Origin of the sequence: Bacillus sp. FSL K6-4563 (assembly GCF_038630405.1) — a bacterium.
Classification (GTDB): Bacteria; Bacillota; Bacilli; order Bacillales; family Bacillaceae; genus Bacillus; species Bacillus pumilus.
In genome coordinates, this window is record NZ_CP152030.1 from 2,099,377 (window position 1) to 2,124,709 (window position 25,333).

The 25,333-nt window shown below is 40.7% G+C and carries 28 protein-coding genes and 1 riboswitch; of the genes, 3 read left to right on the forward strand and 25 right to left on the reverse strand.

Annotated features, from left to right (window positions below; translation table 11 throughout):
* Positions 1-13: 13 nt before the first annotated feature.
* From der to MHH54_RS10445, 4 genes are all read right to left on the reverse strand, one after another.
* The gene (gene der, locus MHH54_RS10430) at positions 14-1,324 is read right to left on the reverse strand and encodes a ribosome biogenesis GTPase Der (RefSeq protein WP_003215663.1); all 1,311 of its coding nucleotides are present in this window, start codon (positions 1,322-1,324) and stop codon (positions 14-16) included.
* Positions 1,325-1,483: 159 nt separating this feature from the next.
* Positions 1,484-1,678 carry a hypothetical protein gene (locus MHH54_RS10435; RefSeq protein WP_003215794.1) on the reverse strand — a complete coding sequence of 65 codons (195 nt, stop codon included), beginning with the start codon at positions 1,676-1,678 and terminating at the stop codon, positions 1,484-1,486.
* 6 nt (positions 1,679-1,684) lie between these two features.
* Positions 1,685-2,569, reverse strand: a complete 885-nt coding sequence (locus MHH54_RS10440) for a YIEGIA family protein (RefSeq protein ID WP_003215905.1) — start codon at positions 2,567-2,569, stop codon at positions 1,685-1,687.
* Entirely contained in the window at positions 2,566-2,940 is a 375-nt protein-coding gene (locus tag MHH54_RS10445) for a hypothetical protein (protein WP_223251245.1), read from the reverse strand. The genes MHH54_RS10440 and MHH54_RS10445 overlap by 4 nt, the downstream gene beginning before the upstream one ends.
* 348 nt (positions 2,941-3,288) lie before the next feature.
* Between MHH54_RS10445 and MHH54_RS10450 the strand changes: the two genes are divergently transcribed.
* Positions 3,289-3,420, forward strand: coding sequence for a YpzI family protein (locus MHH54_RS10450; RefSeq protein ID WP_003215762.1), 132 nt, complete (start codon positions 3,289-3,291; stop codon positions 3,418-3,420).
* 51 nt (positions 3,421-3,471) lie between these two features.
* On the opposite strand, the gene fni is transcribed toward MHH54_RS10450, so the two are convergent.
* The 17 genes from fni to MHH54_RS10535 all read right to left on the reverse strand — a co-directional run bounded on the left by fni (position 3,472) and on the right by MHH54_RS10535 (position 19,499).
* On the reverse strand, positions 3,472-4,539 hold the full coding sequence (fni, locus tag MHH54_RS10455; protein WP_003215660.1) for a type 2 isopentenyl-diphosphate Delta-isomerase: 1,068 nt from the start codon (positions 4,537-4,539) through the stop codon (positions 3,472-3,474).
* 14 nt (positions 4,540-4,553) lie between these two features.
* Positions 4,554-5,705 (reverse strand): 30S ribosomal protein S1, encoded by a 1,152-nt coding sequence (gene rpsA, locus MHH54_RS10460; protein ID WP_003215529.1) that lies wholly within the window; start codon positions 5,703-5,705, stop codon positions 4,554-4,556.
* A gap of 223 nt (positions 5,706-5,928) precedes the next feature.
* Positions 5,929-6,606: a (d)CMP kinase gene (cmk, locus tag MHH54_RS10465; RefSeq protein WP_003216003.1), complete on the reverse strand. Its 678-nt coding sequence runs from the start codon at positions 6,604-6,606 to the stop codon at positions 5,929-5,931.
* Positions 6,607-6,677: 71 nt separating this feature from the next.
* Entirely contained in the window at positions 6,678-6,860 is a 183-nt protein-coding gene (locus tag MHH54_RS10470; protein ID WP_003215744.1) for a DUF5359 family protein, read from the reverse strand.
* Between the two features lie 63 nt (positions 6,861-6,923).
* Positions 6,924-7,571, reverse strand: coding sequence for a flagellar brake domain-containing protein (locus MHH54_RS10475; protein ID WP_003215715.1), 648 nt, complete (start codon positions 7,569-7,571; stop codon positions 6,924-6,926).
* A 102-nt stretch (positions 7,572-7,673) separates the two neighbouring features.
* Positions 7,674-9,023 carry a germination protein YpeB gene (gene ypeB / locus MHH54_RS10480; protein ID WP_003215550.1) on the reverse strand — a complete coding sequence of 450 codons (1,350 nt, stop codon included), beginning with the start codon at positions 9,021-9,023 and terminating at the stop codon, positions 7,674-7,676.
* A gap of 16 nt (positions 9,024-9,039) precedes the next feature.
* Positions 9,040-9,951, reverse strand: coding sequence for a spore cortex-lytic enzyme (gene sleB, locus MHH54_RS10485; RefSeq protein ID WP_003215974.1), 912 nt, complete (start codon positions 9,949-9,951; stop codon positions 9,040-9,042).
* Between the two features lie 127 nt (positions 9,952-10,078).
* Complete coding sequence (gene prsW, locus MHH54_RS10490) at positions 10,079-10,741, reverse strand: glutamic-type intramembrane protease PrsW (protein WP_003215795.1); 663 nt, start codon at positions 10,739-10,741, stop codon at positions 10,079-10,081.
* 155 nt (positions 10,742-10,896) lie between these two features.
* The gene (locus MHH54_RS10495) at positions 10,897-11,868 is read right to left on the reverse strand and encodes a YpdA family putative bacillithiol disulfide reductase (protein ID WP_003215846.1); all 972 of its coding nucleotides are present in this window, start codon (positions 11,866-11,868) and stop codon (positions 10,897-10,899) included.
* A gap of 123 nt (positions 11,869-11,991) precedes the next feature.
* Positions 11,992-13,266, reverse strand: a complete 1,275-nt coding sequence (locus tag MHH54_RS10500; RefSeq protein ID WP_003215501.1) for a Glu/Leu/Phe/Val dehydrogenase — start codon at positions 13,264-13,266, stop codon at positions 11,992-11,994.
* 195 nt (positions 13,267-13,461) lie between these two features.
* Positions 13,462-14,043 (reverse strand): genetic competence negative regulator, encoded by a 582-nt coding sequence (locus MHH54_RS10505; protein ID WP_003215601.1) that lies wholly within the window; start codon positions 14,041-14,043, stop codon positions 13,462-13,464.
* Between the two features lie 165 nt (positions 14,044-14,208).
* Complete coding sequence (locus MHH54_RS10510) at positions 14,209-14,997, reverse strand: metallophosphoesterase (RefSeq protein ID WP_342500246.1); 789 nt, start codon at positions 14,995-14,997, stop codon at positions 14,209-14,211.
* An 87-nt stretch (positions 14,998-15,084) separates the two neighbouring features.
* Entirely contained in the window at positions 15,085-15,537 is a 453-nt protein-coding gene (locus MHH54_RS10515) for a DUF2663 family protein (protein ID WP_106028755.1), read from the reverse strand.
* A gap of 64 nt (positions 15,538-15,601) precedes the next feature.
* Positions 15,602-16,363 carry a LysM peptidoglycan-binding domain-containing protein gene (locus MHH54_RS10520; protein ID WP_106028754.1) on the reverse strand — a complete coding sequence of 254 codons (762 nt, stop codon included), beginning with the start codon at positions 16,361-16,363 and terminating at the stop codon, positions 15,602-15,604.
* Positions 16,308-16,949 (reverse strand): CPBP family intramembrane glutamic endopeptidase, encoded by a 642-nt coding sequence (locus tag MHH54_RS10525; protein ID WP_106028753.1) that lies wholly within the window; start codon positions 16,947-16,949, stop codon positions 16,308-16,310. The genes MHH54_RS10520 and MHH54_RS10525 overlap by 56 nt, the downstream gene beginning before the upstream one ends.
* On the reverse strand, positions 16,946-18,454 hold the full coding sequence (locus MHH54_RS10530) for an ATP-dependent DNA helicase RecQ (RefSeq protein ID WP_106028752.1): 1,509 nt from the start codon (positions 18,452-18,454) through the stop codon (positions 16,946-16,948). Before MHH54_RS10530 ends, MHH54_RS10525 begins: the two co-directional genes overlap by 4 nt.
* Entirely contained in the window at positions 18,447-19,499 is a 1,053-nt protein-coding gene (locus tag MHH54_RS10535; protein ID WP_106028751.1) for a helix-turn-helix domain-containing protein, read from the reverse strand. The genes MHH54_RS10530 and MHH54_RS10535 overlap by 8 nt, the downstream gene beginning before the upstream one ends.
* Positions 19,500-19,766: 267 nt before the next feature.
* Between MHH54_RS10535 and MHH54_RS10540 the strand changes: the two genes are divergently transcribed.
* Positions 19,767-20,015, forward strand: a complete 249-nt coding sequence (locus tag MHH54_RS10540; RefSeq protein WP_003215700.1) for a ferredoxin — start codon at positions 19,767-19,769, stop codon at positions 20,013-20,015.
* 34 nt (positions 20,016-20,049) lie between these two features.
* On the opposite strand, the gene MHH54_RS10545 is transcribed toward MHH54_RS10540, so the two are convergent.
* On the reverse strand, positions 20,050-20,631 hold the full coding sequence (locus MHH54_RS10545; protein WP_012010414.1) for an ECF transporter S component: 582 nt from the start codon (positions 20,629-20,631) through the stop codon (positions 20,050-20,052).
* A 144-nt stretch (positions 20,632-20,775) separates the two neighbouring features.
* Positions 20,776-20,907, reverse strand: a riboswitch (FMN riboswitch).
* 287 nt (positions 20,908-21,194) lie between these two features.
* Here MHH54_RS10545 and serA point away from each other — a divergent pair.
* Entirely contained in the window at positions 21,195-22,769 is a 1,575-nt protein-coding gene (gene serA, locus MHH54_RS10550; protein ID WP_012010415.1) for a phosphoglycerate dehydrogenase, read from the forward strand.
* A gap of 35 nt (positions 22,770-22,804) precedes the next feature.
* On the opposite strand, the gene MHH54_RS10555 is transcribed toward serA, so the two are convergent.
* From MHH54_RS10555 to sigX, 3 genes are all read right to left on the reverse strand, one after another.
* Positions 22,805-23,449: a M23 family metallopeptidase gene (locus MHH54_RS10555; protein ID WP_106028750.1), complete on the reverse strand. Its 645-nt coding sequence runs from the start codon at positions 23,447-23,449 to the stop codon at positions 22,805-22,807.
* Between the two features lie 100 nt (positions 23,450-23,549).
* Entirely contained in the window at positions 23,550-24,659 is a 1,110-nt protein-coding gene (locus MHH54_RS10560) for a sigma X negative regulator (RefSeq protein ID WP_106028749.1), read from the reverse strand.
* Positions 24,571-25,179, reverse strand: coding sequence for an RNA polymerase sigma factor SigX (gene sigX / locus MHH54_RS10565; protein ID WP_003215976.1), 609 nt, complete (start codon positions 25,177-25,179; stop codon positions 24,571-24,573). Before sigX ends, MHH54_RS10560 begins: the two co-directional genes overlap by 89 nt.
* Between the last annotated feature and the right edge of the window lie 154 nt (positions 25,180-25,333).

Below are 25,333 nucleotides of genomic sequence, written 5' to 3' on the forward strand. Positions count from 1 at the left end.
CTGCTCACCCTTTTTATTTTCTCGCTCTCGCAAATATTTTAATCGGTGTTCCTTCAAAACCAAACGCATCTCGAATGCGATTTTCTAGGAAACGTTCATAAGAAAAGTGCATAAGCTCTGGATCGTTTACAAACACAACAAAGGACGGAGGCTTAATCGCCACCTGTGTCGCATAGTAAATTTTCAGGCGCTGTCCATTATGAGTCGGCGTTGGATTCATTGCTACTGCATCCATGATGATATCGTTCAAAATATTCGTTTGAACGCGCATCGCATGATTTTCACTAGCTGTAATAATGGACGGCATTAACGTATGAATTCTCTTTTTCGTGAGAGCAGACATAAACAAGACAGGAGCATAATCTAGGAATTGAAAATGCTCACGAATGTTTTGCTCAAATTCCTTCATCGTACGCTCATCTTTTTCAACAGCGTCCCATTTGTTCACAACGATCACAACGGCTTTACCAGCTTCGTGTGCATAGCCCGCAATACGTTTATCCTGCTCAATAATGCCTTCTTCACCGTCTAGAACAACAGCGACAACATCAGAACGATCAATGGCTTTTAATGCACGAAGCACACTGTATTTCTCTGTTGTTTCGTATACTTTTCCTTTTTTTCTCATACCTGCTGTATCAACAATGACAAAATCACGCTGATTGTACGTAAACATCGTATCGACAGCATCTCTTGTTGTACCAGCGATGTTGCTGACAATGACGCGGTCTTCTCCGAGCATCGCATTCACTAAAGAAGATTTCCCTACATTCGGGCGACCGATTAAGCAGAACTGGACAACTTGTTCGTCATACTGCGTATCTGGTAAGTTCTTAAAGTGTTCTGCAACAGCATCAAGTAGATCACCAAGACCTAATCCGTGCGTTCCAGAAATCGGATATGGCTCGCCAAACCCTAGTGCATAAAAGTCATACACGTCACTTCTCATTTCAGGGTTGTCCAGTTTATTGACAGCAAGTACAACTGGCTTTTTCGTGCGATATAAAATTTTTGCGACTTCTTCATCCGCTGATGTCACACCATCTCGGCCATTCACCATAAAGATAATGACATCCGCTTCATCCATTGCAATTTCTGCTTGATGGCGAATTTGCGCTAAAAATGGCTCATCTCCAATATCAATTCCACCAGTATCTATTAAGTTAAAGTCATAATTTAACCATTCAGCAGAGCTATAAATACGATCTCTTGTTACACCAGGTGTGTCTTCTACAATCGATATTCTTTCGCCTGCGATTCGATTAAAAATTGTAGATTTTCCAACGTTGGGCCTTCCAACAATGGCTACGACAGGTTTACCCATAGTACCCTTCCTTTCAATCCAGCCGCGATTCAATATGTTCATCATCATGTTTCAACCGGGATTTAAAATTTTCATTCAGTTTTATGAAATAAACCCTTCAAACATGAAGGGTTCAACTTATATATTATATCAATTTTTAATCAGACCACAATGAATAACTTAAAAATGTTTGACAATCAAGTAAAGATCTTCTCCAATTCCGTGTGCAATTCCATCTAAAATGGCCTCTAAATTCATGGCGTACATGTCGAGTTCTTCTTTATTTTCACAGAAAAAAACGGCTGTTCCGCCCATGACCCGCTCTTTATTTGTTGTAGCCACAGCGAGTATAAATTGTTCAATGGTGTTCGCCATGCCCTATTACCTCACTTTCTTTTTTATGAACTCTGTCGGCATTCTGATGGCATTTTCTAAAATGGGTACTTCTTCTAATACACGGACAGCGAGATCTTCACGATACCATTGCGGTAAAATGAACACGCCAAGTGTGCCGTTATTCAAATCACGCTTTGCGAGCGGACAGAGTGATGGTTCACCAGAGTCGCGATACACACCAAGTACATTGGATAAATCAAATAAAATGGCTTGCCGCTGCCCAAGGTTGGCAATCGTTGTGGCTGCGTTGAAATTTTTCGGTGTCAAAATAAAGCCCATCCCATGCTCTAATATGAGCTTTTGCTTTTCGGGCAGTCCGATATTCATGATGTAAATATCGTTCACATAAAGCCCTGCCCCATCAAAGCGAAGCTCTCCTTTTTGTATGTTGACAATATCCTTTAATTGGCTGCCAGACATTAATAGCTTTGCCAAGAAAAAACAAAGAATACCGACCACTGTCCCTATAACGAGCGAGAAGAAAATACAGGCTGTGGTCGTAATCAGTGCCGTGAGAATCGCAATATAATTTCGGCTTTCAAAGGCAATGGCAATGCCTTCTATATATGTACTGCCTCTTGAGACTAGCTCATATGAATCCATTTGAGTTAACGTATTTCTTTCCATATTGCGGACATCTCTGAATTGCGTGGCCGCCAGCGTGAGAAAGGTAATCGCCGTAAATTCCTCCTGAATGAGTGCAGGCATAATGATCGCACCAAGTCCTGAAGCGATAAAACCAAGCGCAATGTGAATCACTTGTCCATGAATATACGTAGGGTATTGCCGGTAATCTGTTCTTAACATATAAAGCCTGGCCGCCATCCCAAAGATGACACCAATAATCACAGGAAACGTATAATCCGTCATGTTGATTTTGCAGCCCCTTTTACTGGTTTTCTTGATGAACGGGCGTTCAAGAGCTTTTCAAGCTGATCGACACCTAATAGGAAGATGGACCCTTGAACAACAAGGGACAGAAAAGAGAGATCTCCAATGACAATCGATGATGTCAGGCGGTGAATTGTGAGCGCATAAAGGGCTTCGCCAAGACATACAGCCATCATCCATAGGGTGACTCGTTCTGTAAAATGATGTCCATATGTCAAAGACATCAAGATCAGCAAGGCAAATACGACCCAATCCACTTTTATTAGCGTGAACCAAACCGGATCATATAATGCAAAAATCATAAAAAAGGCATATGCGCTCACCATAGAACCTAATTGTATGATTCTCATTATTTGATGCCCAGACCGGAATATAACGAAACCCGCACATGCATATAAAAAGGTCATCAAGTACCCCGCATTCAGGCTCATATCAAATATGGATATCATGAAATGACTACATATAATATGGACAAGGACAAAGACGCCTAGCACATTGCGCCATGAGCTTTTTTCCATAATAAATGTCACGATAATCCAAACGAACCATATGGACCAATAATAGTACAAATCCTCCAACGTCTCATCACCTCAATTACATTATGGGAAAATCCCCAATTTTTAAACGTAAGGGATCGCTTTGGGCATTGTATGAAATAAACAAGAGGTGACACCCTAATGGTTGAGGAGGGATGTATGATGGGAAAAGATAGACAGGAAAAACGCTTAAAGGCATCAAAAAGAGTGGAATCTGACCGTGATCAATCCATTCATTATAAAGGGGCAACAGCATTAGAAGGTCCAGATAGTGCGCGAAAAAGAAATCAATAAAAAAAGGCATGTGATGACCACATGCCTTAGATGTTTAAGGGCTAAACTTGCTTAGTCCTTTTTCTTATTTGATCTTAAACTATAGTGCGTTGTGTCGATGCCTCTTTCTTTGAGCCAATGACTCGTTTCACCTGAAATGACAACTTGGGTTTGTCTCAGCTCTTCAATGGTCTTCACGCCAAGGACTGTCATCATCATCTTCACATCTTCTTGAAGATCTATGATATTCGCGATGAGACCGCTCTCCCCTCCGTCAGTCAGTGATTTTAAGAAAAAGCCAGCTAGACCAGCAGCGGATGCGCCAAGTGCGATTGATTTTGTTACATCAAGGGCGTCTTGTATACCTCCCGAGGCTAAAATCGTTTGATCTGGAAAACTTGTATGTACTTCAGCAAGACTCGCTGCAGTTGGAATCCCCCATTGATCAAAATAATGAAGTGCTTTTTGGCGGCGAAGATTTTCGATCTTAGAAAAGTTCGTACCACCAAATCCGCCTACATCAACGGCCGCAACCCCAGCATGAAATAACTTTTTGGCCGTTTCCTTGCTCATGCCAAATCCAACTTCTTTTACGACAACAGGCACACCAACTGATTCATTGATGGCTGCGATGCGCTCAAGTGCCCCCCTGAAATCACGGTCTCCTTCAGGCATGACAATCTCTTGAATCACATTTAAATGAATCTGGAGCATATTGGCCTCCAGCATCTCAACGGCTTCCTTCGCTTGCTTCATCGTTGCCTCACTGCCTAGGTTCGCAAAGACAATTCCATCTGGATTCACTTTACGAACAACTTCATACGTACGTCTTTCTTCTTTATCTTTCAGTGCAGCCATTTGCGATCCAACTGCCACCGGAATATTGGTTTCCTTCGCTGCGATCGATAAAGAGCGATTAATCTCATAGGTCGATTTTCCGCCTCCGCCAGTCATTGCATTGATAAAAATTGGCGAACCGAAAGTCAGTCCGCCAATTGTTGAATGTGTATCAATTTGTGATGTTGCAAGATCTGGTAAACTGGCGTGAACGAAGGAAACATCTTTTAAACCTGTTGCTGCATGCTGTCCAGTGGACAAGGCATGTTCAATATGCTGCTTCTTTCTTTCTGCTCGCGTCAATTTTGATCACCAAATTATTTTAATTTATTGAGCTTATCTCCGATCAGGTCACCAAGCTGGAATCCACTTGTGTTTTCTTCTTTCGCCTGATATTGACGATAATTCTCTTCGATTTGTTTTTCAGGATTTTCTTCTAAATCACGGATGCTTAGTGAAATGCGTTCTTCATCTTCATTCACATCAAGCACTTTTACTTTCACAGTCTGCCCTTCTTCAAGGACTTCATGCGGCGTACCGATATGTTTATGAGAGATTTGAGAAATATGCACAAGTCCTTCGACGCCTGGCAGAATTTCAACAAATGCACCAAAGCTTACTAGACGTTGAACAGTTCCTTCAAGCACATCACCTTGTTTTACCTTTTCACCAATCTGGCTCCAAGGTCCTGGTAATGTTTCTTTAATAGATAGTGAGATACGTTCGTTATCACGATCAACAGCAAGTACTTTGACCTGGACTTCCTGGCCTTCTTCCACTACGTCAGATGGCTTTTCAACATGCGCATGGGATAGTTGAGAAATGTGAACCAATCCATCAATGCCGCCAATGTCTACAAATGCACCAAAATCAGTAAGGCGTTGCACTTTACCATCAATCACACTGCCTACTTCAAGTTTTTGCAAGAAGTCTTGCTTTTTGTCTAATTGCTCTTGCTCCACTACTGCACGGTGCGAGAGAATCACACGATTTTTTTCGCGGTCAAGTTCGACCACGACAAGTGAGAGTGTTTTACCTTTGTAGTCTGAAAAGTCCTCAACATAGTGCGCTTCTACAAGAGATGCAGGAATAAATCCACGCACACCAATGTCTACGACAAGACCACCTTTTACAACGTCTTTTACTTCAGCTTCAAATACTTCTTTTGTTTCAAACTTTTTCTCTAGGTCTTCCCAAGCGCGGTCTGCATCAACAGCACGTTTCGATAAAATCAAAGCATCGTCTTCGACTTTTGTTACTTTAAGCTCTAATTCGTCGCCATCTTTCACGACATCTGATGCTTTTTCAACGTGAAGACTTGATAATTCACTGATTGGGATGATCCCAGGTTGTTTCACATTGACGATATCTACATTGACATGCTTGTCCTCAACTTTAGAAACAATCCCTTTCACTACATCTCCAACCTCTGGTACCTGAACATCGATTTGATTCATTTCCTCTGTCATTTCGATAACCTCCTTGGTCCAAACCTACACAGCTTAGTTAAAACGACTGGGTGAATATGTGTCTTAAGCATGATGATTGCCAGCCGAGTATGTATTATAGAAACATTCAAATCAACAGAATTGCTTGAATGATCAATAAAAATAGTATTAGTATAAACTTCTAATAAAAGACCTTGTTTGTCAAGAGATAAACCTCTAACTTATAAAAGTTTTCTAAAATTTCTTACAGTTTCTCCACACGGTCTGCTGCATCTAAAATTTTACCTGCTACCTCTTGAATGGTAAGAGAAGTTGTGTCAATCTCAATGGCGTCATCCGCTTTCTTAAGCGGTGAAACTTCGCGCTCAGAGTCAAGCTTGTCACGTCTTGCAATCTCTTCGATCAGCTGATCGTAATTGACATCGTAGCCTTTTTTCTGATTCTCTTCAAAGCGGCGTTTTGCTCTTTCTTCTACAGATGCAAGCAAGAAAATTTTCACTTCGGCATCTGGAAGAACGTGAGTACCTATGTCTCTTCCGTCCATCACGACACCGCCTTTTTTACCAAGCTCTTGCTGCCTGCGGACCATTTCTTCCCGAACAGCTCTGTGCTTTGCGACAACCGATACTTGGTTGCTCACGCGGTCTGTGCGAATCTCTTCTGTCACATCGGTATTGTCTAGATGCACTTTTTGACCCTCGCCTGTAGAGACAAGTTCAATCACCGTTTTCTTTAGTAGTGCATCAAGCGCCTGCTCGTCTTCAAGATCTACACCATGGTGAAGTGCCGCAAGCGTAATCGCGCGGTACATGGCACCTGTATCGATATAAATATATGATTTTTTTGCTGCGACAATTTTTGCCACAGTGCTTTTTCCTGCTGCTGCAGGACCGTCAATTGCGATAGATAATTTCTTTTTCATAATACCTCTCCTTGATTGAATCTCCCTTATGAATTGTAACACGATCACCGGTCAAACGGGGGAATTTTCTATCAATCCTTCTGCTTAAACGTCTCGATCCAATCTTCAATGCTCATGTTATTTACACCCTCGTATTGCACGACTTTTGACAAAAATAGTTCTCCTTTTGTCAAATGAAGTGTGATCTGAACGGCTAATAATAAGACAAGCTGAATGAGCACCGCTTTAAATAACCATCTTTCCATTGTTTTCATACAAAAAGCCTCCACGCTAGATTCTATTACCTCTAGTATGGAAGCTTTTAACATCCTTTATTCTTATGCTTTTTTCACACGTGTTAAAAGCTGCTGCTGGAAGCAGTACTTCATAATGTGCTGCTGCTGATCATTTGTGATCTCAGAAAACTCCATGATCGCTCTTGTTTTGCCAGTCTGCTCATCTTGATAAACTCGGCTCATCTCTGCAACCGCTTTAATTTTAACAGGCTCTTTCAGCGGAAGTTCAAACTCTGTGATCACTTCTCCGTATTCTTTCAATGAGACACCTTCAGGAACAGCAATTGCTAAGCCGCCAGCACTCATATTGACAATAAACGTGTCAAAGGATTCTTCACCCGTTTGCGTGATCGCGGTTTTGACCATTGTATCGACTCTCAGGTATTCTCTACGCTGAAGCCGAATCATTTCTTCTTTTGGCGGAATGGAAATGACGATCATCGGAATATCTTCTTTCCTCTTGCCGATGACTTCGCTTGTGCATTTGTATGGAATTTGATTTTCATCGAAAAAGAAAACGGTGATTTCTGTTTGCTGGTTTAAATAGATCGTGCGTCCCGTTTCTTTATCAGCTGGATAATTAATGAAAATATCATCGTTATTATTTTCCAAAACTTTCGATTTTGCAGTTTTCACTTCTTTGTTCTCATTGACATATTCAATTGTGATTGCATCCCCTATTTGTAACATTCCTCATCACTCTTTTCATCTGTGAAATCATATCCTCTCCTATATTAAACCATGTATAAAACAAAAGGAAAAGGCTTATTCGCCTTTTCCTCGTTTCCTTTTTTATAGGTCTTTATATATAGGTTCTGCGTTTTTTAGTTTATCTACTCGTTCTTCTTTTCCAGTATCCGCATTAATGAACATTCGGTACGTATCATTTTTTATCGTTCCTAGGAACTCATAGCATAAAACTTCCTCTGACATATCGTTTTGAACAATCGCTACATGAGTATCTTCGATTTTCACATGCTGATTGAGCGTTTTCTTCGCTTCTTTTTGCGAGATTTTAGGTGCTTTGATGTCTCTTGTTTTATGATTCGTTAAATAGTCTTTCGCTGAAAATCCAACCACTTCACCATCGTCTAATGCGACCTTCATACGTATACTATCTGGATACAGCAGTACATTTTTTTGAAGAGGTACATAGGTAAATACACCGATATTATCAAATTGCGCACTTTCATCTAAATGGAATGACTCTGCATCAAATCCTTGCTTCTTTAAGAAGCTGAGTGCTTTTTCTGATGCTTGGTTTAAACTGATTTTCTGTTTTTTCACGTCTCGATTTTGAAGAAGGTAGACTGGATGTCCTCCTTTTTCAGTCAAGTCTAAATAGAAATTCGCTTTACTATCAGGATCTGACATCGATAAGCTGTACACATCTCGATTGGTTTTGCTTCCGCTTTTTCTCACCTTAAAATGTTGATTATGATCAGGTGCGAATTGCTGGGCAATGCGTATCGCTTCTTTCTTTGAAATCTTTTTACCCTTTAAATGATTGTAGCCGCGTGTTTCTGCTTCTGTGGACACATTTGTCGGTCCGAGATCGACATCTGCAAATGCATCTGCATTTCTCTCGACTGTTTTCAACCCGTCAATGATGGTGTTATCATTCTTTCGGTCACCATCAGCAAGTGCCATTTCAACATCCATCCATTTTAAATTTTTGTTGAGGACGAGGTGCTGCACTTGTCTCAGTTCGTTTTGGATATCAGATGCTTGCTGATATAAGGACGTAATGGTTTTGTGCGTATTTTTGTTTAATGGTTCATCTGATAAGGATTTAACTGATGATTTGTAGCTAAAGTCTCCGACATTCGCCAAAAATTCTTCCGTTTTGTTAAAAGGCATTAATGTGAGCGGAAGCTGACTCACATTGTTATGTGCTTCTGATGACATTCTCCATACATCTGCAAGTGCCGGTGAAATCGACGATTGGCTGTTCATCGCAAGCGTTGCCCCAAGTTTGTCATGCAGCTGATCCACTTGGTACGTTAAATCGTGGAAGGCCCTCTGATAGTTGTTCTCTGCGTGCAGCAGCACTGCGTCTTTTTCTTGATGCTCTTTATAGCCCCAATAACCTGTTGAGATGACAGCAATTCCTAAAATGGCAATCAATATTCCTCTGATCATTTATTTACACCTCTTTCTATTCGCAGAAAATATGTTTCCCAATTCGTTTAATTTGTGGTCTTCCCCAAATCCATGGACTTGTTGCTGTATCAGGGTTAAAGTAATAGACGGCGCTCTCAGACGGGTCCCAGCCGTTAATGGCATCAAACACAGCCTTTTTTGCAGTGTCATTTGGTGACATATAAAATTGACCATCCGCCACAGCTGTAAACGCAAGCGGTTCAAAAATAACTCCTGCGATTGTATTTGGAAAAGTCGGGTTGTTCAAACGGTTTAAGATGACGGCAGCGATCGCCACCTGTCCTTCATACGGCTCGCCCCTTGCTTCACTATAAACCGCTTGTGATAAGAGCTGAATATCATTACTAGAAAAACCACCTGGCATGTTGGCTGCCGTTTGTTTCGGTGTTTGATTTGCTTGCTGATTGCCTGACTGTTTCGCAGACTTTCCAGGTGCTCCGCTTTGATTTTTTTGATTCTCTTTCGCACCTTGAGCAGTCTTTTTTTGTGAGCTTCTTTTCGCAGGAGCTTTTGTTTGCTGATCAAGAGGTTTCCCGCCATAATGGGTAAACTCATTCCCCTTTTGCAGCTGCTGCTGAACAAAGTCTTTATAGTATTTTGTCTTTTGAACTAATAGGCTTTTTGTTTGTTTACCTACAAGTCCGTCGACCTTCTTTACACCATATTGGCTTTGAAAGTTGCGAACGGCCCAGTACGTCCCCCAGCCATATACACCATCAATTTTGCCATTGTAAAAGCCATTGTATTGGAGCCGTGCTTGCAGCTCGACTACATCTTCTCCTGTCGCACCTCGCTGGATGACTTGACTGGTGAAGGCTTCACTTTTTTCAGTTGTCATCAGTGAGATTGCGAGTAGAACGATTGAGAAGATAAGGACGATTTGTTTCATGAAACGAGCTTTGTCCATATTTGATCCTCCTGTACTTTTGATGTTTGAATATATATTTCTTCCAATCCCTATTTTTATACATTCATCACAGGAGAGAAATGGATGAAAAGACAAAAAAACGCCCTATCAACTGATAAGACGTTTTCTACATTAAATTTTGCACCATTTTCACTGAACGAGCTTTTTTTGCTTTTCGCAGGCCAAACCACCATAAAAAAATCATGAATGGCAGCATGATATATCCCCAATTTTTCATTCCTAACAATATGAAATCATATAGGCCGTGAAAAAGCACAGGAAGCGTTAGAGAAAGGATCAGCCATTTGCGCTGCTCCTTTTTATCAGAGAAGCGGGCTTTGCCGATATAAAATCCCATCACAACACCGAATAAAGCATGACTTGAGACGGGTAATAAAGCACGGGTGAATGCATATTCAACCCCGTGACCGACCAAATAAAGAATATTTTCAAGTGTTGCAAAACCAAGTGAGACACTCGTTCCATATACAATTCCATCATAGTGTTCGTCAAATTGGGCATGCGCATAGACGCTGACCATTAAAATAAACCATTTTAAAGATTCCTCTAAGAAGCCCGACGTCACAAATGAAATCAAGATAGGGTTCGTTGCGATATGCTCCTCTTGAAGGACATATTGAATAAACATGGTTGGAAACACAAGTATAACACCTAGCATAAAAGATCTGATGACCATGTGTACCGGCTCATTGTCGTACTGATCTTTCAAATAAAAATAACTTAAAAGTGCGATGCCGGGAGCTAAACCTGCTGAGATGATTGCGATCATAACCAGACCTCTTTCCCTACATTATCCTTCATTATCGTACCATGATTTACCCTTTTTTTATATGACTCGAGCCCATTTTTATGAAAATTACTTTCTATATAATCCCATTTTATATCAAAAAGAACCGAATCCCTTGGAAGGATCCAGTTCTTTTTTTATGCGTTCATTCTTTTGTTGATTTCTTCTGCAATTAGCCCCCCATGAAATCTCCCATTTTCAATGAAAATTTCATTGGCATTATTTCCAGCTGCAATCACTCCTGCGATGAAAATACCTTCTACGTTTGTCTCCATCGTCTGTTCATCAAATGCTGGACGGCCTGATTCTTGATCAATTGTCACACCCATTTTTTCTAAGAAAGAATGATCTGGATGATAGCCTGTCATGGCAAAAACATAATCACTTTTCACTCGCTCCGTTTGCTCTTGCTGGTTTGTAAAAATCACTTCTTCTTCTGTAATTTCCTTCACCTGTGCTCCAAACTCCATTCGAATCGTTCCATTCCGCACAAGTGCTTCAAACTCTGGCAAAATCCAAGGTTTGATGCTGGATGAATATTCAGTTCCTCGATAAAGTACAGTGACTCTGCTTCCGCATTTCACAAGTTCTAGCGCAGCATCGACACTTGAGTTTTTCCCGCCGATCACCGTTACATCTTTATCAAAGTATGGGTGTCCTTCTTTAAAATAATGATACACATGTGGAAGGTCTTCCCCTTTGACATTCATATAGTTTGGATGGTCATAGTAGCCAGTAGCAATCACGACATAATCACATGAATAGTCGTCTTTTGATGTGCTCACGGTAAAATGGCCATCTTTTTTCGTCACAGCGGTTACTTTTTCAAAGGCATGCACACGCAGGTTTTTTCGTCTGACTACTTCTCGGTAATAAGAAAGCGCCTGGATACGAACTGGCTTGCGATTTTCAGTAATAAAAGCGACATCACCAATCTCAAGCTTTTCACTTGTACTGAAAAAGGTTTGATGTGTTGGGTAATGATAAATACTGTTAACGACATTCCCCTTTTCAATGACTAGTGCATCAATTCCGATTTGCTGGAATGCGATGGCAGCTGATAATCCGCAAGGGCCGCCTCCTATTATGATCGCTTTTTCTTGTTTCATTTGTTCCACTCCTGTCGTTTCAATGCAATAACAATTGCTAGCTGTTGATGATTTGTTCCCATTCCATAAAAAAATCTCCTATATAAGGATAGGAGATTTTTGGGCGCGATGCAAATAAGCCGCTTAAATCCAGCCTCTGAATCGAGAAGCTTCAGCCATTTTACGTACGCCGACCATATATGCAGCAAGACGCATATCGATGCGGCGGTTTTGCGCCATTTCATAAATATTATTAAATGATTTCACCATCATATCTTCTAAACGAGTTTCGACTTCCTCTTCAGTCCAGTAGAACCCTTGGTTATTCTGCACCCATTCAAAGTAAGAAACCGTTACACCACCCGCACTCGCAAGTACGTCTGGGACAAGCAGTACTCCACGATCTGAAAGAATTTTTGTTCCTTCAAGTGTCGTTGGACCATTCGCTGCTTCTACGACAATTTTAGCTTTAATGTTTGCCGCATTATCTTCAGTGATTTGGTTCTCAATGGCTGCAGGTACTAAGATATCACAATCGAGCTCAAGCAGCTCTTGGTTTGTGATGGTATCGTTAAATAATTTAGTAACGGTTCCAAAGCTGTCACGTCTGTCAAGCAAGTAGTCAATATCAAGACCATCTTCATCGTATAACCCGCCGTAAGCATCTGAAATCCCTACGATTTTCGCTCCGGCATCATACATGAATTTAGCCAAGTAGCTTCCTGCATTTCCGAATCCCTGTACGACAACACGTGCCCCGTTAATGTCAATTCCTTTTTTCTTCGCCGCTTCTTTGATGCAGATCGTCACACCTTTTGCTGTTGCAGTATCACGTCCGTGTGATCCTCCAAGAACAATTGGTTTTCCGGTAATAAATCCTGGCGAGTTAAATTCATCCATTCTAGAATATTCGTCCATCATCCATGCCATAATTTGAGAGTTTGTAAACACATCTGGTGCTGGTACATCTTTCGTTGGACCAACGATTTGACTGATTGCACGCACATAGCCGCGGCTTAGTTTTTCAAGCTCTCTAAATGACATTTCTCTTGGATCACAGATAATACCGCCTTTTCCTCCGCCATAAGGAAGATCCACAATACCACATTTTAAACTCATCCAAATTGAAAGCGCTTTTACTTCTTTTTCAGTAACGTTCGGGTGGAAACGAATACCGCCTTTTGTCGGTCCGACAGCATCATTGTGCTGCGCGCGGTAACCAGTGAAAATTTTCACTGATCCATCATCCATTCGTACTGGAATTTTCACAGTTAATAGACGAATTGGCTCCTTCAGCAATTCATACACTTCTTGCGGATACCCTAATTTGTCTAGCGCTTTATGTATGACGGTTTGAGTTGACTTTAAAACATCTAGCTTATCTTCTGCGTTATGAGCGGCGTTTTGATCGGCTGCCATTAAAATAAACCCCCTAGAAATCTTTCATGATCTACTGCTCCCTTTCAAGCAATAGTATACACCTTCGTACTGGTAAAGCAAAGGTAAAAAACGTTTTTTATTAAAATAAAATATCAGCGTTTATAAATATAAAAAGGATATAAAAAAATACTGTTGTTTCATCACAACAGTATTAAATATAATAGAAAAAAGTGATTAAAAATACATTTGAATCGTTTTCACTGCATCATCTTGCATGATCACTTTTCCGTATTCTTTTAGCCGATGGATCGTTAATGTCGTTGGTGAACCGAACTCCGCTAAAATGGAAATGACGGTATCAGCTGATAGTTCTTCAAAATCATCTAGGCTGAGAAAATATTGACCTTCATAATGGTAAACTGTACCCCCTAAAAGTCCAATACGACTTAAACTATGGGACAGTTGAATCACATCTTCAAACGAGGCAAATTGATAGAGCACATGATGACTCTCGTCGAGCTTGACTTGCATCTCAATGTAATCTTCATCAAACTCATCATCATCAGCATCATCCTGCTGACTCTTTGTGACAATGACGACCATCCCCTGCGCCTGAAGTGAAAATACTTCAACAGCAATCGGTCCACTCGCTTCAAAACCGAGCTCCTGATTCGCTTCGTTCATCATGTCTTTAAACAGCTGATGGACTTTGAACGAATCTTTCCAAAGGTCTTCTTTCGTAAGACCCCGGTCTGTCAGGTCATCTAGTGTGAGAAAAATTTTGATTTTATTATAATTCAGACGCTCCAGTCGCATAACGTTCCCTCCTGCCTCTTCTAAACACACATCATACTGTAGTATATGAGATGATGAGTCATAGGTTCTTAATTTTGTATTCAGTTTACACTGTGTCAAGACGGAAGACAAGCATGAAGCTATGCTTACGGTGACTTTTATGGAAAATATTGAGGGCGCAGCCAGTCATCGCGTTTTTACAGGCATTAAATAGATCAGATGCGTTTCCGGTTCTGCCCCGAGACGCATTGGAATCTTTGTTGTTCCATAGCCATTACTAATGAGAAAAAATGCGCCTTTGACCTGACCTGTTCTTCCTTTTTCATACGGACCAAATTTCCCAATTCGAATCTGACCTCCATGTGTATGACCGCTCAAAACAAGGTCGATCCCCTCATCTTCACTCATTAAATGATGTACATCTGGGTTGTGTGATAAGAGAATATTTACGTCATCTTTCACAAACTCAGGTCGTATCGCTTCATAATCCGCCTTTTCAAGCCGAATATCATCGATGCCTCCAATTTTAATTGACTGGCCTTCGAAATCCCACACAGCTGTTTCATTTTGCAGGGTCGTCACATCGTAAGCATGAAGAATCTCTTTAAGCTTTTGCTGGTGCAGCTCGTGATCATTATTTCCCCAAACAAAATAAACGGGCGCAATTCTTGATAAACGTTTCACATTTTCTTCAATTCTGGCGTAGGGTACACCTTTTTCTGCTAAGTCCCCACCTATCATAATGACATCCGGTTTTTCTTGAGTGACCTCAGCTAATAATGAATCACTAATCAGCCGCCGGTGTGTATCAGAAATAAAGAAAATCACTGCTGGTCGATCTGATTGAAGTGCTTTTATTGTAAAGTAATGCTTTTTGATGTTGTTTTGTTTTGCCGTTTTCACCATTTTTGCCGTTACACACACACCTGTTGTAACAGCCGCAATGGCGGCAGTAAATCCGATGGCATATTTCATCATAAATGGCTCCCTTGCATATGTGTCGTTCATAAGACGCTTGAATGAAAAAAGACGTTTCAACTATTAAAACGTCTTTTTACACATTTATTTACTTTCATAATAGAGATTAATGTCATATTGCTGCTGCATATAGCGAAAAACCGCTTCACGCTCTTTCCACTGGTCTGATTGCGGCCATAAGTCTGTGCTTTTTTGTATAATCTCACATCTAAGGCGATGATATTCATCCTCAGCCTTTTCTTCTTTTTTCTTATAATAATAAGATGCATAAAAAGCAAACACCTCAGCCATTATCCAAAATAGAAAGACCTCATGACTGAGCAGCGTTGCAATCATCGCTTCCGGCTGAAGCGAGCCTCCCTTATTTGTCGTTATCACAAAATAAAACAAAAGAATCGCCAGTGACAAAAGGGCTGTCCATTGCCACCTTCTACACTGCTTGGCAAAGCCCTCATATTTGTGCTTTCTTTTGATCAACGTTTCCATCATTTTCTGTGTCGGCTGATCCATATAGCGGCTGATTGCGTGCAAAGTCATCACATACACCCTGTCCCTTTTTTCTACATATGTATGTGCTTTTTCATTCGTTCATGTCAGGTAATTAGTTTTCCAATGGAATATTGAGTACTTGACCACTGTATACACTGTTCCCATTTAAATGATTGTAGGCTTTTATTTTCTCTTCACCTGATCGGCTTTTGTAATATTTCATCGAGATTCGATACAGGTTTTCCTCTGGGCCAACAGTGTGCTGGACGACACGAACTGGCTTTTCTTCCTGCTTCTTTTTCTCTTCGACTTCTTTTCGTTTTTTCTCTTCTTGCTGTTTTTGGAGGGCTAGCTGCTGCTGCTCACGTTTTTTCGCAGCTGCGGCTTTTTCACGCTCTTCGTTCTCTTTAGCAGCTTTTTCTTTTTTCTTTTGCTCTGCTTTTTCTTTTGATCGCTGCTTTTCTTTTTCTTCATCTTTCTTTTTCTTCTCTTCATCAGACGCATCCGCTTTATCAGCTTTTGCGCCATTTTTTGTTTCGGCTAGTGCTGACGGAACTGGGTCTGTGTCAGCACTTGAGGTTTTATCAATGTATACACCCTGATTGTTATTATCGTTGATTTCCTTTGAAGTGTAGTAGATCAATAGAAAGAAAACAGTGATGACGATGATAGGAAAGATAATAGCCAATGTCGTAAACAAAGGGTTTCGTACTTTTTTCGTACGCTGCTTCTTATATTCATGAAAGTCTTCTCGTGTAGGAAAGTGAGAGTCATCAGAAGGATGTACTTTTTCTTCAAGAATTTCCTCTACATTATCGTCATGGTTGTTTGTCAGCTGCTCCTTCTTTCTCTGCATTCTCGACATTTCTTCCATGTTCATCCCTCCCCTTATATTTCAAACGAATTTGACAAGCAAAGACTAAGTCAATGACAAAATGTGTCATGACAGGAACAAATAAATTCCCCGTCCACTCGTATAAAAGTCCTAAAAAAATACTAATGGAAACCACGAGGATAAACAAGAGTATTTTTGATAAATAGCGAAAGTGAAGAAGCGCAAACACGATGCTGGCAATCTCAAGCCCAAATTGCTGTTGAACAATTCCGCGAAATACTATTTCCTCTGAAAAGGCAATGAGAAGTGCTAACCAAACAATATGCGGGATGCTTCGGTTTTTGAACATCTTTTCATTTAAACCGCCATCATCATACATATGAGCGGGAAACACCTTCATGACAATTGCATCTATAATAATGACGAGCAATGCACCGCCAATTCCATATGTTAGAATGCGCATATCCTGAATCTGCCAAATGGCTGTAAAATCCGTCCATTGATCGAACATAAATATGCCTAGTAAAAAAGAAACGATAAGCATGAGCAGCTGCGTGAAATACAGCTGTTCTACGACTTGTCGATCGGTTAATTTTTCAATGATTCGGCGATGTTGTTCAATCAATGCTGCGCCTCTTTTGTCAGATGAAACATACGATCCAGCACAGTCTTCCAGTGTTTCATTTCATTCAGCTCCAATGATTGTTCTTTTTTTTCATAATCAGACAGGTTCAGTCCGCAAGAAGAGCAGCAATGCTTAGAGGACGCGCGCTCTGTTTGATCAAGCTGTTCGTGAAAGTATGATAACAGAGATTGTCTAAAGCAGTCATGATCCATGATCCGCTCTTTAAATTGCCACACTTTTTTTAGCTTTTCTGTTTGTCTGTCCTGCAATATTTCTTTTAGATTCATCAGAATTGCCGGGCGCTGTTCGGACTCATGCATCATGTAATAGTGCGTCAGCATTCTTGCACGCGTCTCCTGAAGCCCTGTTTCCATCAATCGTTCACGTAATTTTTTTTCATCATTTGTCTGCATTTGAGTCAGTTGTGATAAGTAGAAATCAATTTCTGGTTCGTCAAATCCTTCTGTTTGGATCAAGTGTAGCTGAATATCTGCATCCTCTTCTGTATATAAAAGAATGCTCACACTGTTTTTCCCGTCCCTTCCCGCTCTTCCAATCTCTTGCATAAATGCTTCAATCGATTGCGGAGGGCTCATATGAATGACAAACCGGATATTTGCTTTATCGATTCCCATGCCAAAAGCACTCGTACAGCAAATGAGATCAAGCTGACCGCTGATAAATTGCTGCTGAATGAGCATACGATCTCCTGCGTCCATTCCGCCATGATAAAACTCAACACGCTGATTGGTTTTTTGTTTCATACAGAGAGCAAGCTCTTCTGTCATTTGCCGGGTTGGGCAATAAATAATGCCTGGTCCTTGCAAAAAATCCGCAAGCTCAATGGCCCGTTTCTCTTTTGCTTCTTTCGATTCGTGCACTTCTTTGACTAAGGCAATGTTCGGGCGGTTGACGGAATGAATATGAAAGTCTGGATGCTGCAATCTTAGCGTTTGCACAGTATCTTTTAGCGTTTGTTTCGTTGCTGTAGCTGTAAGAGCTAAAGCCACAGGATGACCTAACGCTTCTCTCCATTCTCCGAGCTTCGAATATTCAGGACGGAAATCATGTCCCCATTCTGATATACAATGCGCTTCATCGACGACAAACAGACCAATACGCATCGATTTGAGTTGTTCAAGCAGCACTTCTGACATTAATGCCTCAGGTGCGACGAATAGAAATTTATATGATGGCAAATGCCGAATGATATGTCGCCTCTCCTGAAAAGACAATGTGCTATTAAGCGCCGCCACTCGTTTTTCTCCGCGCATTTTCATTCGTTCGACTTGGTCCTCCATAAGCGATAAAAGCGGCGAAATAATCAGAACCAGCCCGTCTGTCATATATCCGGGAATTTGATAGCAAAGTGACTTTCCTCCACCCGTAGGCAGCATGGCAACCGTATCTTTTTGATGCAGTACACTTCGAATAATGTCCTCTTGTCCTGCTTTAAATGTGTCGTGGCCAAAGTATCGCATGAGCGTCTGATGAAGCTTATCCATTTGCTTTCACCATCCTTGTCAGTGCCAATCGTATTTGAAAATAAGTAAATGGATGCTCGAGCTTTTCTTTAATCAGCTTCATTTTATTTGTTTGCAGCTCTCTGGCTACAGCAAGGATCTCCCGCTGCTCTTTTATACTCACATAGGGATCTATTGAAAAGCTTGGCTCATGTATCGACAGCTCCACGATATGATCTTCAATCGTTGCCTTTTTTAATGAACGAATGTGAGCAATTTGTTCAATATCAAATCCTTTTTGGACAAGCTCAAGTGTTTTGTGAGTAGAAGTTGTTAACACGCGTTTAAATTCAAGGTCACCTACGAGCTTCTGCAAAGTCGGCGCCTCACCTTTTTGGGCAGATTGAATAAAATAATGGAGTACATTCCAAAAAAGCAAGTACACATACCACACATCTTCTTTCATCCACTCCGCCATTTGCTGATACGTACGCCCGATTCGTTCATGTGAGGTCAATGAGTAAACAAAAATCAGTGCCTCTTGATCACTTAGGTTCATTAGGAGTTTTTCTAGTTCATGATGCAGCTCTTCTGAAAGCTTGCTTTTCTGCTGATGCTGTTTCAAAAAAGATTTCGTCCAGCTTTGAACTGAGACATCTCTTTGTATTGGAACATATTGATGTGATCCAGCCATATGGTGAGAAAGCACTTGTACAAGTAAAGAGAGCCTCATCCATAGCATCTTTGCTTTATCGTGGTATTTGGCACCATGAAAATAAGCAGGCATCGGTTTTTCAGAGAAATACTGGTGTAGCAATTGCTGCCCTGCTTCAGTGATACTCAGTGTCTCATCGGTTTTTCTAATATAGTGCTTCTCTTCAAGCTTTAAAGCAGAACGATTCAGCTGATCCCTCGTAAACCCCGGGTAACAGCCGAAGTACCTGGAAAGCTCAAACAAGCTGGCATCCTGTATGGTTTGAGATGATTTTTTTCCTTTAAAAAGATGGTAGACAGCACTAATGGAGCGTTCGCCGTTCAATTTATATACGCTGTCCATTAACATGACATCCAAATAATGAAGAGTCATTCATCAAAGCACCTGTCTTCCTGACAAAATTCGAATATTTTCTCCCTTTATTTTAACAGATTTCATACAAGAAGAAATGTTTAAACTCAATTTATGGGGGAAAGTTATGAACAAACCCTTATGTGATAAGCATTCTCAATCACTTTACAGTTGAAATGTGAATTTAAAATCATTACAATAAGGTTTGAGGAAATTGTTTTTTATCGGTGAAACTAAAAAGGTTAAACCATGTGTTCCATCGAACTATTTGGGAGGTATTTTTTTAACATGGCAAAATATACAATTGTAGACAAAGACACATGTATTGCTTGCGGCGCATGCGGTGCAGCTGCTCCAGACATTTATGATTATGATGATGAAGGCATTGCATTTGTTACGCTTGACGACAACCAAGGGACTGTAGAAGTTCCAGAAGTACTTGAAGAAGATATGCTTGATGCATTTGAAGGATGTCCAACTGACTCAATCAAAGTTGCGGACGAATCTTTCGAGGGTGACCCACTTAAGCATGAATAGTATAAAAGCCCCTTATGCAGGGGCTTTTTTTATATTAACTATTTTGAAGTCGGCGTTTATTTTCAAACCATGGACGCATTTTCACAAAAATGAAGCTAAATACGATGGTAATGATGATTCCTTTAATAAAGTTAAAAGGTAAAATCCCTGCTGTAATGGTCGTCTTGAGCGCATGATCTGATAGTTCAGGTGCGTTTAAAAACCATGTGTAAGCTGGCAGGAATAAGAAGTAATTTAAAATGCTCATCATCACAGTCATAAGTAATGTACCCATGATCATTGACCAAGCCATTCCTTTTGCTGATTTAATTTTTTTGAACATAAAGGCGACTGGTAAGATGAATAGTGTGCCTGCAATGAAGTTCGCGACTTGCCCAACTGGAACGCCGGACATACTGCCTTGAATGAGATAATGCAGAACATTTTTTAATGCCTCAACGGCAATTCCTGCACCTGGCCCATAAATTAAAATCGCAATAATCGCTGGGATATCGCTGAAATCAATTTTCAAATACGCTGGAAGCCCTGGGAAAGGGAAATCCAATAAAATTAACACGAACGAAATACTGCTAAGCATACTGGTGACGACTAAACGTTTTACTTTACTTTGATTCAATATTCTCTCTCCTTTTCGATCAAATCTTTCGAAAAGAGGATTGTTCAATTTCAGCCACAAAAAAACCGCTCATGAAAACAGGAGCGGGGAATTTAGGCTAGACAAATAAACGTGTGAAAAACCAAGTTTTCAACGTTTACGAACCTCCATCTTCTCCCATCCAGACTATACTGTCGGCTTCGGAATCACACCGAATCCTGCCAAAAAAGGCTCGCGGGCTTAGAGACTATGCTCATCACCGCCGGTAGGGAATTGCACCCTGCCCCGAAGATTGATCATTATTCAATTCGACATCATTATATATGATATATGAGCATTTGTACAGATAAAAATCCTGAGCAATTTCATCAGTTTTAAGAAATCGCAAAAAACTTAAAAATTATAATGACAAATACGAAAAAATTGGTTATCTTTTGTTTAAAGGTGTCCATTCTTTATAAAGACACCAAGAAATGTTCGTGTTTTCTTTTTCGCTTTACTGCTTTAATTTGATTGACACAGCGAAAAGGAATATGGTAAATTATCAGATATTTATGACGTTTATTTTAGGAGGAAATCTTACGATGTTTCGAGTATTAGTCTCAGATAAGATGAGCAATGATGGTCTTTTACCACTTTTAGAATCAGATTTTGTTGAAATTGTCCAAAAAAATGTAACAGAAGCAGAAGATGAATTACACACATTTGATGCCTTACTTGTCAGAAGTGCGACGAAAGTGACCAAAGAGCTTTATGAAAAAATGACTTCATTAAAAATTGTCGGCCGTGCCGGTGTGGGAGTAGACAATATTGATATTGATGAAGCAACCAAGCATGGCGTCATTGTGATCAATGCACCAAACGGTAATACGATCTCCACAGCTGAGCATACATTTGCGATGATCTCTTCACTCATGCGTCATATTCCACAAGCCAATATTTCTGTGAAATCAAAAGAATGGAACAGAGGTGCATATGTTGGTGCTGAGCTTTATGGAAAATCTCTTGGGATTGTTGGACTTGGCAGAATCGGAAGCGAAATTGCCCAGCGTGCAAGAGCATTTGGCATGACAGTCAACGTATTTGACCCGTTTCTGACAAAGGAACGCGCAGAAAAAATCGGTGTCAATGCCAAGTCACTTGATGAAGTACTCGAAGTATCAGATATTATCACTGTACATACCCCGTTAACAAAAGAAACAAGAGGACTTCTCAATAAAGAAACAATTGCAAAAACGAAAAAAGGCGTTCGCCTAGTGAACTGTGCACGCGGTGGTATTATTGACGAGCGTGACCTTCTTGAAGCGCTTGAAAGCGGCCATGTTGCAGGAGCTGCACTCGATGTATTTGAGGTAGAACCTCCTACTGATAATCCGCTTGTAGACCATCCGCTCGTCATTGCGACTCCGCATCTTGGCGCATCGACGAAGGAAGCACAATTAAATGTAGCGGCGCAAGTATCTGAAGAAGTACTTCAATTTGCAAAAGGACTCCCTGTTATGTCATCTATTAACCTACCAGCGATGACAAAAGACGAGTTCAAAAAAATTCAGCCTTATCATCAGTTTGCAGGAAAGCTCGGACGTCTTGTCTCTCAATCAATGAGAGAACCTGTAAAAGAAGTAGGCATCTCTTACGAAGGCTCTATTTCAAAACTCGAAACATCCTTTATTACAAAAAGTCTTCTGTCAGGCTTTTTAAAAGAGCGTGTTGATTCGACTGTAAATGAAGTCAATGCTGGAATGGTGGCAAAAGAACGCGGCATTAGCTTTAGTGAAAAGATTTCTTCCAGTGAATCTGGTTACGAAAACAGCATTTCTATTGAAGTCAAAGGCGACCTTTCAACCTTTACTCTAAAAGCAACCTATATCCCGCATTTAGGAGAACGCGTTGTTTCCATTAATGGATTTAATATTGATTTTTATCCAGATGGACACCTTGTCTACATCCAGCATACTGATGCACCTGGTGTAATTGGAAAGGTTGGACAAATTTTAGGCGACCATGATGTCAACATTGCGACAATGCAGGTAGGACGTAAAGAAAAAGGCGGCGAAGCCATCATGATGCTTTCTTTCGATAAGCATCTTGAGGACGAAATTGTCAAAGAATTAACTGAAGTGCACGATATACTTTCTGTCCGTCTGATCGACCTATAAAAAATCATGATAAACCTCATGCACATGCATGAGGTTTATTTTTTTGAAACCATTAAACGATCTCCCGTTCGGATGAGATGAGTGGTCAGCTCATTGATCTGTTTCAGTTGTTCCACAGTCATCTCATGCGCCTTTGCAATCGACCAAAGGGTATCTCCTTGTTTAATGAGATATGTATTGTTCTCTTGTCCGTTTACATGTAGGGCCGGCTCTTGGAAGCGATCCATTGCAATGATTGTGAGTGGATCTACCGCATCTTCTTTGCTGACTGACCAATGCCCCCTGTGCACCTCAAAATGCAAATGAGTGCCTCTAGACGCCCCTGTGTTGCCGATAATGCCGATCGGCTGTCCTGCTTCTACATGGTCACCCTTTTTAACAAAACGCTCGTGTAAATGTGCATAGACGGTTTCATATCCATTTGGATGCTGGATAAACACAACCTCACCATATGTAGCAGATACATACGAACGCGAGACCTCACCTTCACTTGCAGCAAAGATGGATTCTCCTTCTGGCGCAGCTATATCTAATCCCATGTGCGAGCCGCCTCTTGTCCCAAACAAATCTGTGACTTCTCCTTTTATCGGCTCCACCCATTCGCTTGTTTCCTGTGCATAAGCAACAGGCGAAAAGATCATCAAAAAACAGCTGGCACATATGAAGCAATACCTTTTCATCAGTGACTCCCCTTCTTTGAGGTTCTTTTTATGACAGCTTAGTATACAGCAAGGAAGCTATTTTCTATACATCAAAAAAGAACGCAATTTCTTGCGTCCTTTAACGGTCTTTTATGACAACTGGATTCGGCAGAGCCGGCACCTCTATCGGTTCTTCTAATTCATACGGACCAACTTGATCTGTTCCCGCCTGTTGAATGGTGACCTCTGTAAAACCAAAATCTTTCGCTGAGAGCAGCAGACCTTCAATGAGTAAAATATGATCATTTGAGTCCGATAATTGCGCTGATGCTCCAAACGTAATGGTCACATGTTTTCCTTTAGACGTCACTTCTTTAATCGGTTCGTCTTTAATTAATGGATCAAGTCCTGCATCGCTTGTACGCTTCATAGCTTCTACCGCATCTTCATACGATGAATAATGCGTTTTTGAAGGCACCAAAAAAGTCCCGCTCTTATTCTCTAAAACATAATAAGCGTGCTTTGTTTGTTTTTCAATCGATATTGTTCCAACGCTTCCATTTGCTCCTAGTTGAAGGTGAGAACCTTTGGCTGTCTTGACTTGCACCTGCTCATATTTGCTCCATTTTAGCGTTTCTTTTACCATATCTTTAAACCTGCTGGCTTCTTTTAACGTATCAAGGGACAAATCACTTTTTAATTGAAAAACAAGTGTATCTCCTTTTTCACGAAGGTCCACCATATCCATATAAGATTGAAGAGGCTTTGTCATTTCAGGCAGCTGCACCTGTTCATATGTGTTCACCATATCCTGCAAATGATCATACTCATCCTCTTTTTCAATGCTAATCGGAACCACTTGAGAGGTCGATTCATCTATGTATGCTATGGTCATATACTTTTGCTGCTGCTTACGAGACACAACGTGTGAGGGGCCATTAGTCTGTTTGACCGCCTCTAATGTGGCGTTTACCTGACTTTTGTCAGCACTTGAGTCCATTTTCATTTGCTGATGATGATCTTGAGCAGCTGGCTGAAATAAATGAGGAGAAATTAAAAACGCCATAAATAAAACCACAACGGTTGCGACCGCTGGACCGATCCATTTGGCACTTTTCTTTTTCTGCCCGCTTGCCATCAGCATCTGCTGGTATATCTGCTTAGATGAACGGTTGTCCTCCACCTTTGGAAGCTGACTTAGTAACACCTTGATTCGTTCTTCGCTCCAATCGGACCTGTTCGTTTTCATTCACTAGCTCCTCCTTCAAAAGCTCCATATGTTTTCGGAGCACTTTCAGGCCTCGGTGCTGCGTTGTTTTGACTTTGCTTTCCGAGAACTTTAGCGCCTTTGCCGTCTCCATGATTGAGTAGCCCTGGATAAATCTTAAAATGATGACAGCTCGTTGATCAATCGTGCACTGATCAAGTGCGGCATAGATTTCTTTCACATTTTCATCCTGTACAGCCAGTTCGTCTGGGAGCAAGTCTGGGTCCTTTACATCCTGCTTATCCCAATCAAACGTGCCGAGTACCCGTTGTCTAATGGTTTGCTGTTTGCGAAACCAATCAATTGCCACATGCCTTGCAATTGAAAACAGCCATGTTTTCTCGCTGCTTCTTCCTTCAAAAGTTTTATATGAGTGAAGTACCCGGATGTAAACCTCCTGAACGAGATCCTCTGCCTGATTTTTATCTTTAACCATATAAAATAAAAACTGGTACAAATCTTGATGGTACGAATCATATATTTTTTGAAAGGTTTCATGCATAGGAAACCCCTCCGTTCACTTATTTTTGTCGAGTGACTCTTAAAAAACGTTACATTACAACTTTATGACAAATATATTACAAGTTCGACAATTTGGGAAGGGCTTTTTGTTTAACTTCTCCTTAAAAATATGAAAATAAAAAAACACTTCTTTT

Excerpts from the sequence above, each read along its gene's own strand:
- MHH54_RS10475 (WP_003215715.1), bottom strand. The coding sequence starts at position 7,571 with ATGTTACAAATAGGGGATGCAATCACAATTGAATATGTCAATGAGAAC.
- sleB (WP_003215974.1), bottom strand. The coding sequence starts at position 9,951 with ATGGACAAAGCTCGTTTCATGAAACAAATCGTCCTTATCTTCTCAATC.
- cmk (WP_003216003.1), bottom strand. The coding sequence starts at position 6,606 with ATGAAAAAGAAATTATCTATCGCAATTGACGGTCCTGCAGCAGCAGGA.
- MHH54_RS10555 (WP_106028750.1), bottom strand. The coding sequence starts at position 23,449 with ATGAAAAGGTATTGCTTCATATGTGCCAGCTGTTTTTTGATGATCTTT.
- MHH54_RS10495 (WP_003215846.1), bottom strand. The coding sequence starts at position 11,868 with ATGAAACAAGAAAAAGCGATCATAATAGGAGGCGGCCCTTGCGGATTA.
- MHH54_RS10530 (WP_106028752.1), bottom strand. The coding sequence starts at position 18,454 with ATGGATAAGCTTCATCAGACGCTCATGCGATACTTTGGCCACGACACA.
- MHH54_RS10435 (WP_003215794.1), bottom strand. The coding sequence starts at position 1,678 with ATGGCGAACACCATTGAACAATTTATACTCGCTGTGGCTACAACAAAT.
- MHH54_RS10510 (WP_342500246.1), bottom strand. The coding sequence starts at position 14,997 with ATGAAATATGCCATCGGATTTACTGCCGCCATTGCGGCTGTTACAACA.
- MHH54_RS10540 (WP_003215700.1), top strand. The coding sequence starts at position 19,767 with ATGGCAAAATATACAATTGTAGACAAAGACACATGTATTGCTTGCGGC.
- prsW (WP_003215795.1), bottom strand. The coding sequence starts at position 10,741 with ATGATCGCAATCATCTCAGCAGGTTTAGCTCCCGGCATCGCACTTTTA.
- serA (WP_012010415.1), top strand. The coding sequence starts at position 21,195 with ATGTTTCGAGTATTAGTCTCAGATAAGATGAGCAATGATGGTCTTTTA.
- rpsA (WP_003215529.1), bottom strand. The coding sequence starts at position 5,705 with ATGACAGAGGAAATGAATCAAATCGATGTTCAGGTACCAGAGGTTGGA.
- der (WP_003215663.1), bottom strand. The coding sequence starts at position 1,324 with ATGGGTAAACCTGTCGTAGCCATTGTTGGAAGGCCCAACGTTGGAAAA.
- MHH54_RS10535 (WP_106028751.1), bottom strand. The coding sequence starts at position 19,499 with ATGACTCTTCATTATTTGGATGTCATGTTAATGGACAGCGTATATAAA.
- ypeB (WP_003215550.1), bottom strand. The coding sequence starts at position 9,023 with ATGATCAGAGGAATATTGATTGCCATTTTAGGAATTGCTGTCATCTCA.
- MHH54_RS10515 (WP_106028755.1), bottom strand. The coding sequence starts at position 15,537 with ATGACTTTGCACGCAATCAGCCGCTATATGGATCAGCCGACACAGAAA.
- MHH54_RS10520 (WP_106028754.1), bottom strand. The coding sequence starts at position 16,363 with ATGGAAGAAATGTCGAGAATGCAGAGAAAGAAGGAGCAGCTGACAAAC.
- MHH54_RS10560 (WP_106028749.1), bottom strand. The coding sequence starts at position 24,659 with ATGAAAACGAACAGGTCCGATTGGAGCGAAGAACGAATCAAGGTGTTA.
- MHH54_RS10440 (WP_003215905.1), bottom strand. The coding sequence starts at position 2,569 with ATGACGGATTATACGTTTCCTGTGATTATTGGTGTCATCTTTGGGATG.
- MHH54_RS10445 (WP_223251245.1), bottom strand. The coding sequence starts at position 2,940 with ATGAGAATCATACAATTAGGTTCTATGGTGAGCGCATATGCCTTTTTT.
- MHH54_RS10505 (WP_003215601.1), bottom strand. The coding sequence starts at position 14,043 with ATGCGACTGGAGCGTCTGAATTATAATAAAATCAAAATTTTTCTCACA.
- sigX (WP_003215976.1), bottom strand. The coding sequence starts at position 25,179 with ATGCATGAAACCTTTCAAAAAATATATGATTCGTACCATCAAGATTTG.
- MHH54_RS10500 (WP_003215501.1), bottom strand. The coding sequence starts at position 13,266 with ATGGCAGCCGATCAAAACGCCGCTCATAACGCAGAAGATAAGCTAGAT.
- MHH54_RS10470 (WP_003215744.1), bottom strand. The coding sequence starts at position 6,860 with ATGAAAACAATGGAAAGATGGTTATTTAAAGCGGTGCTCATTCAGCTT.
- MHH54_RS10450 (WP_003215762.1), top strand. The coding sequence starts at position 3,289 with ATGGGAAAAGATAGACAGGAAAAACGCTTAAAGGCATCAAAAAGAGTG.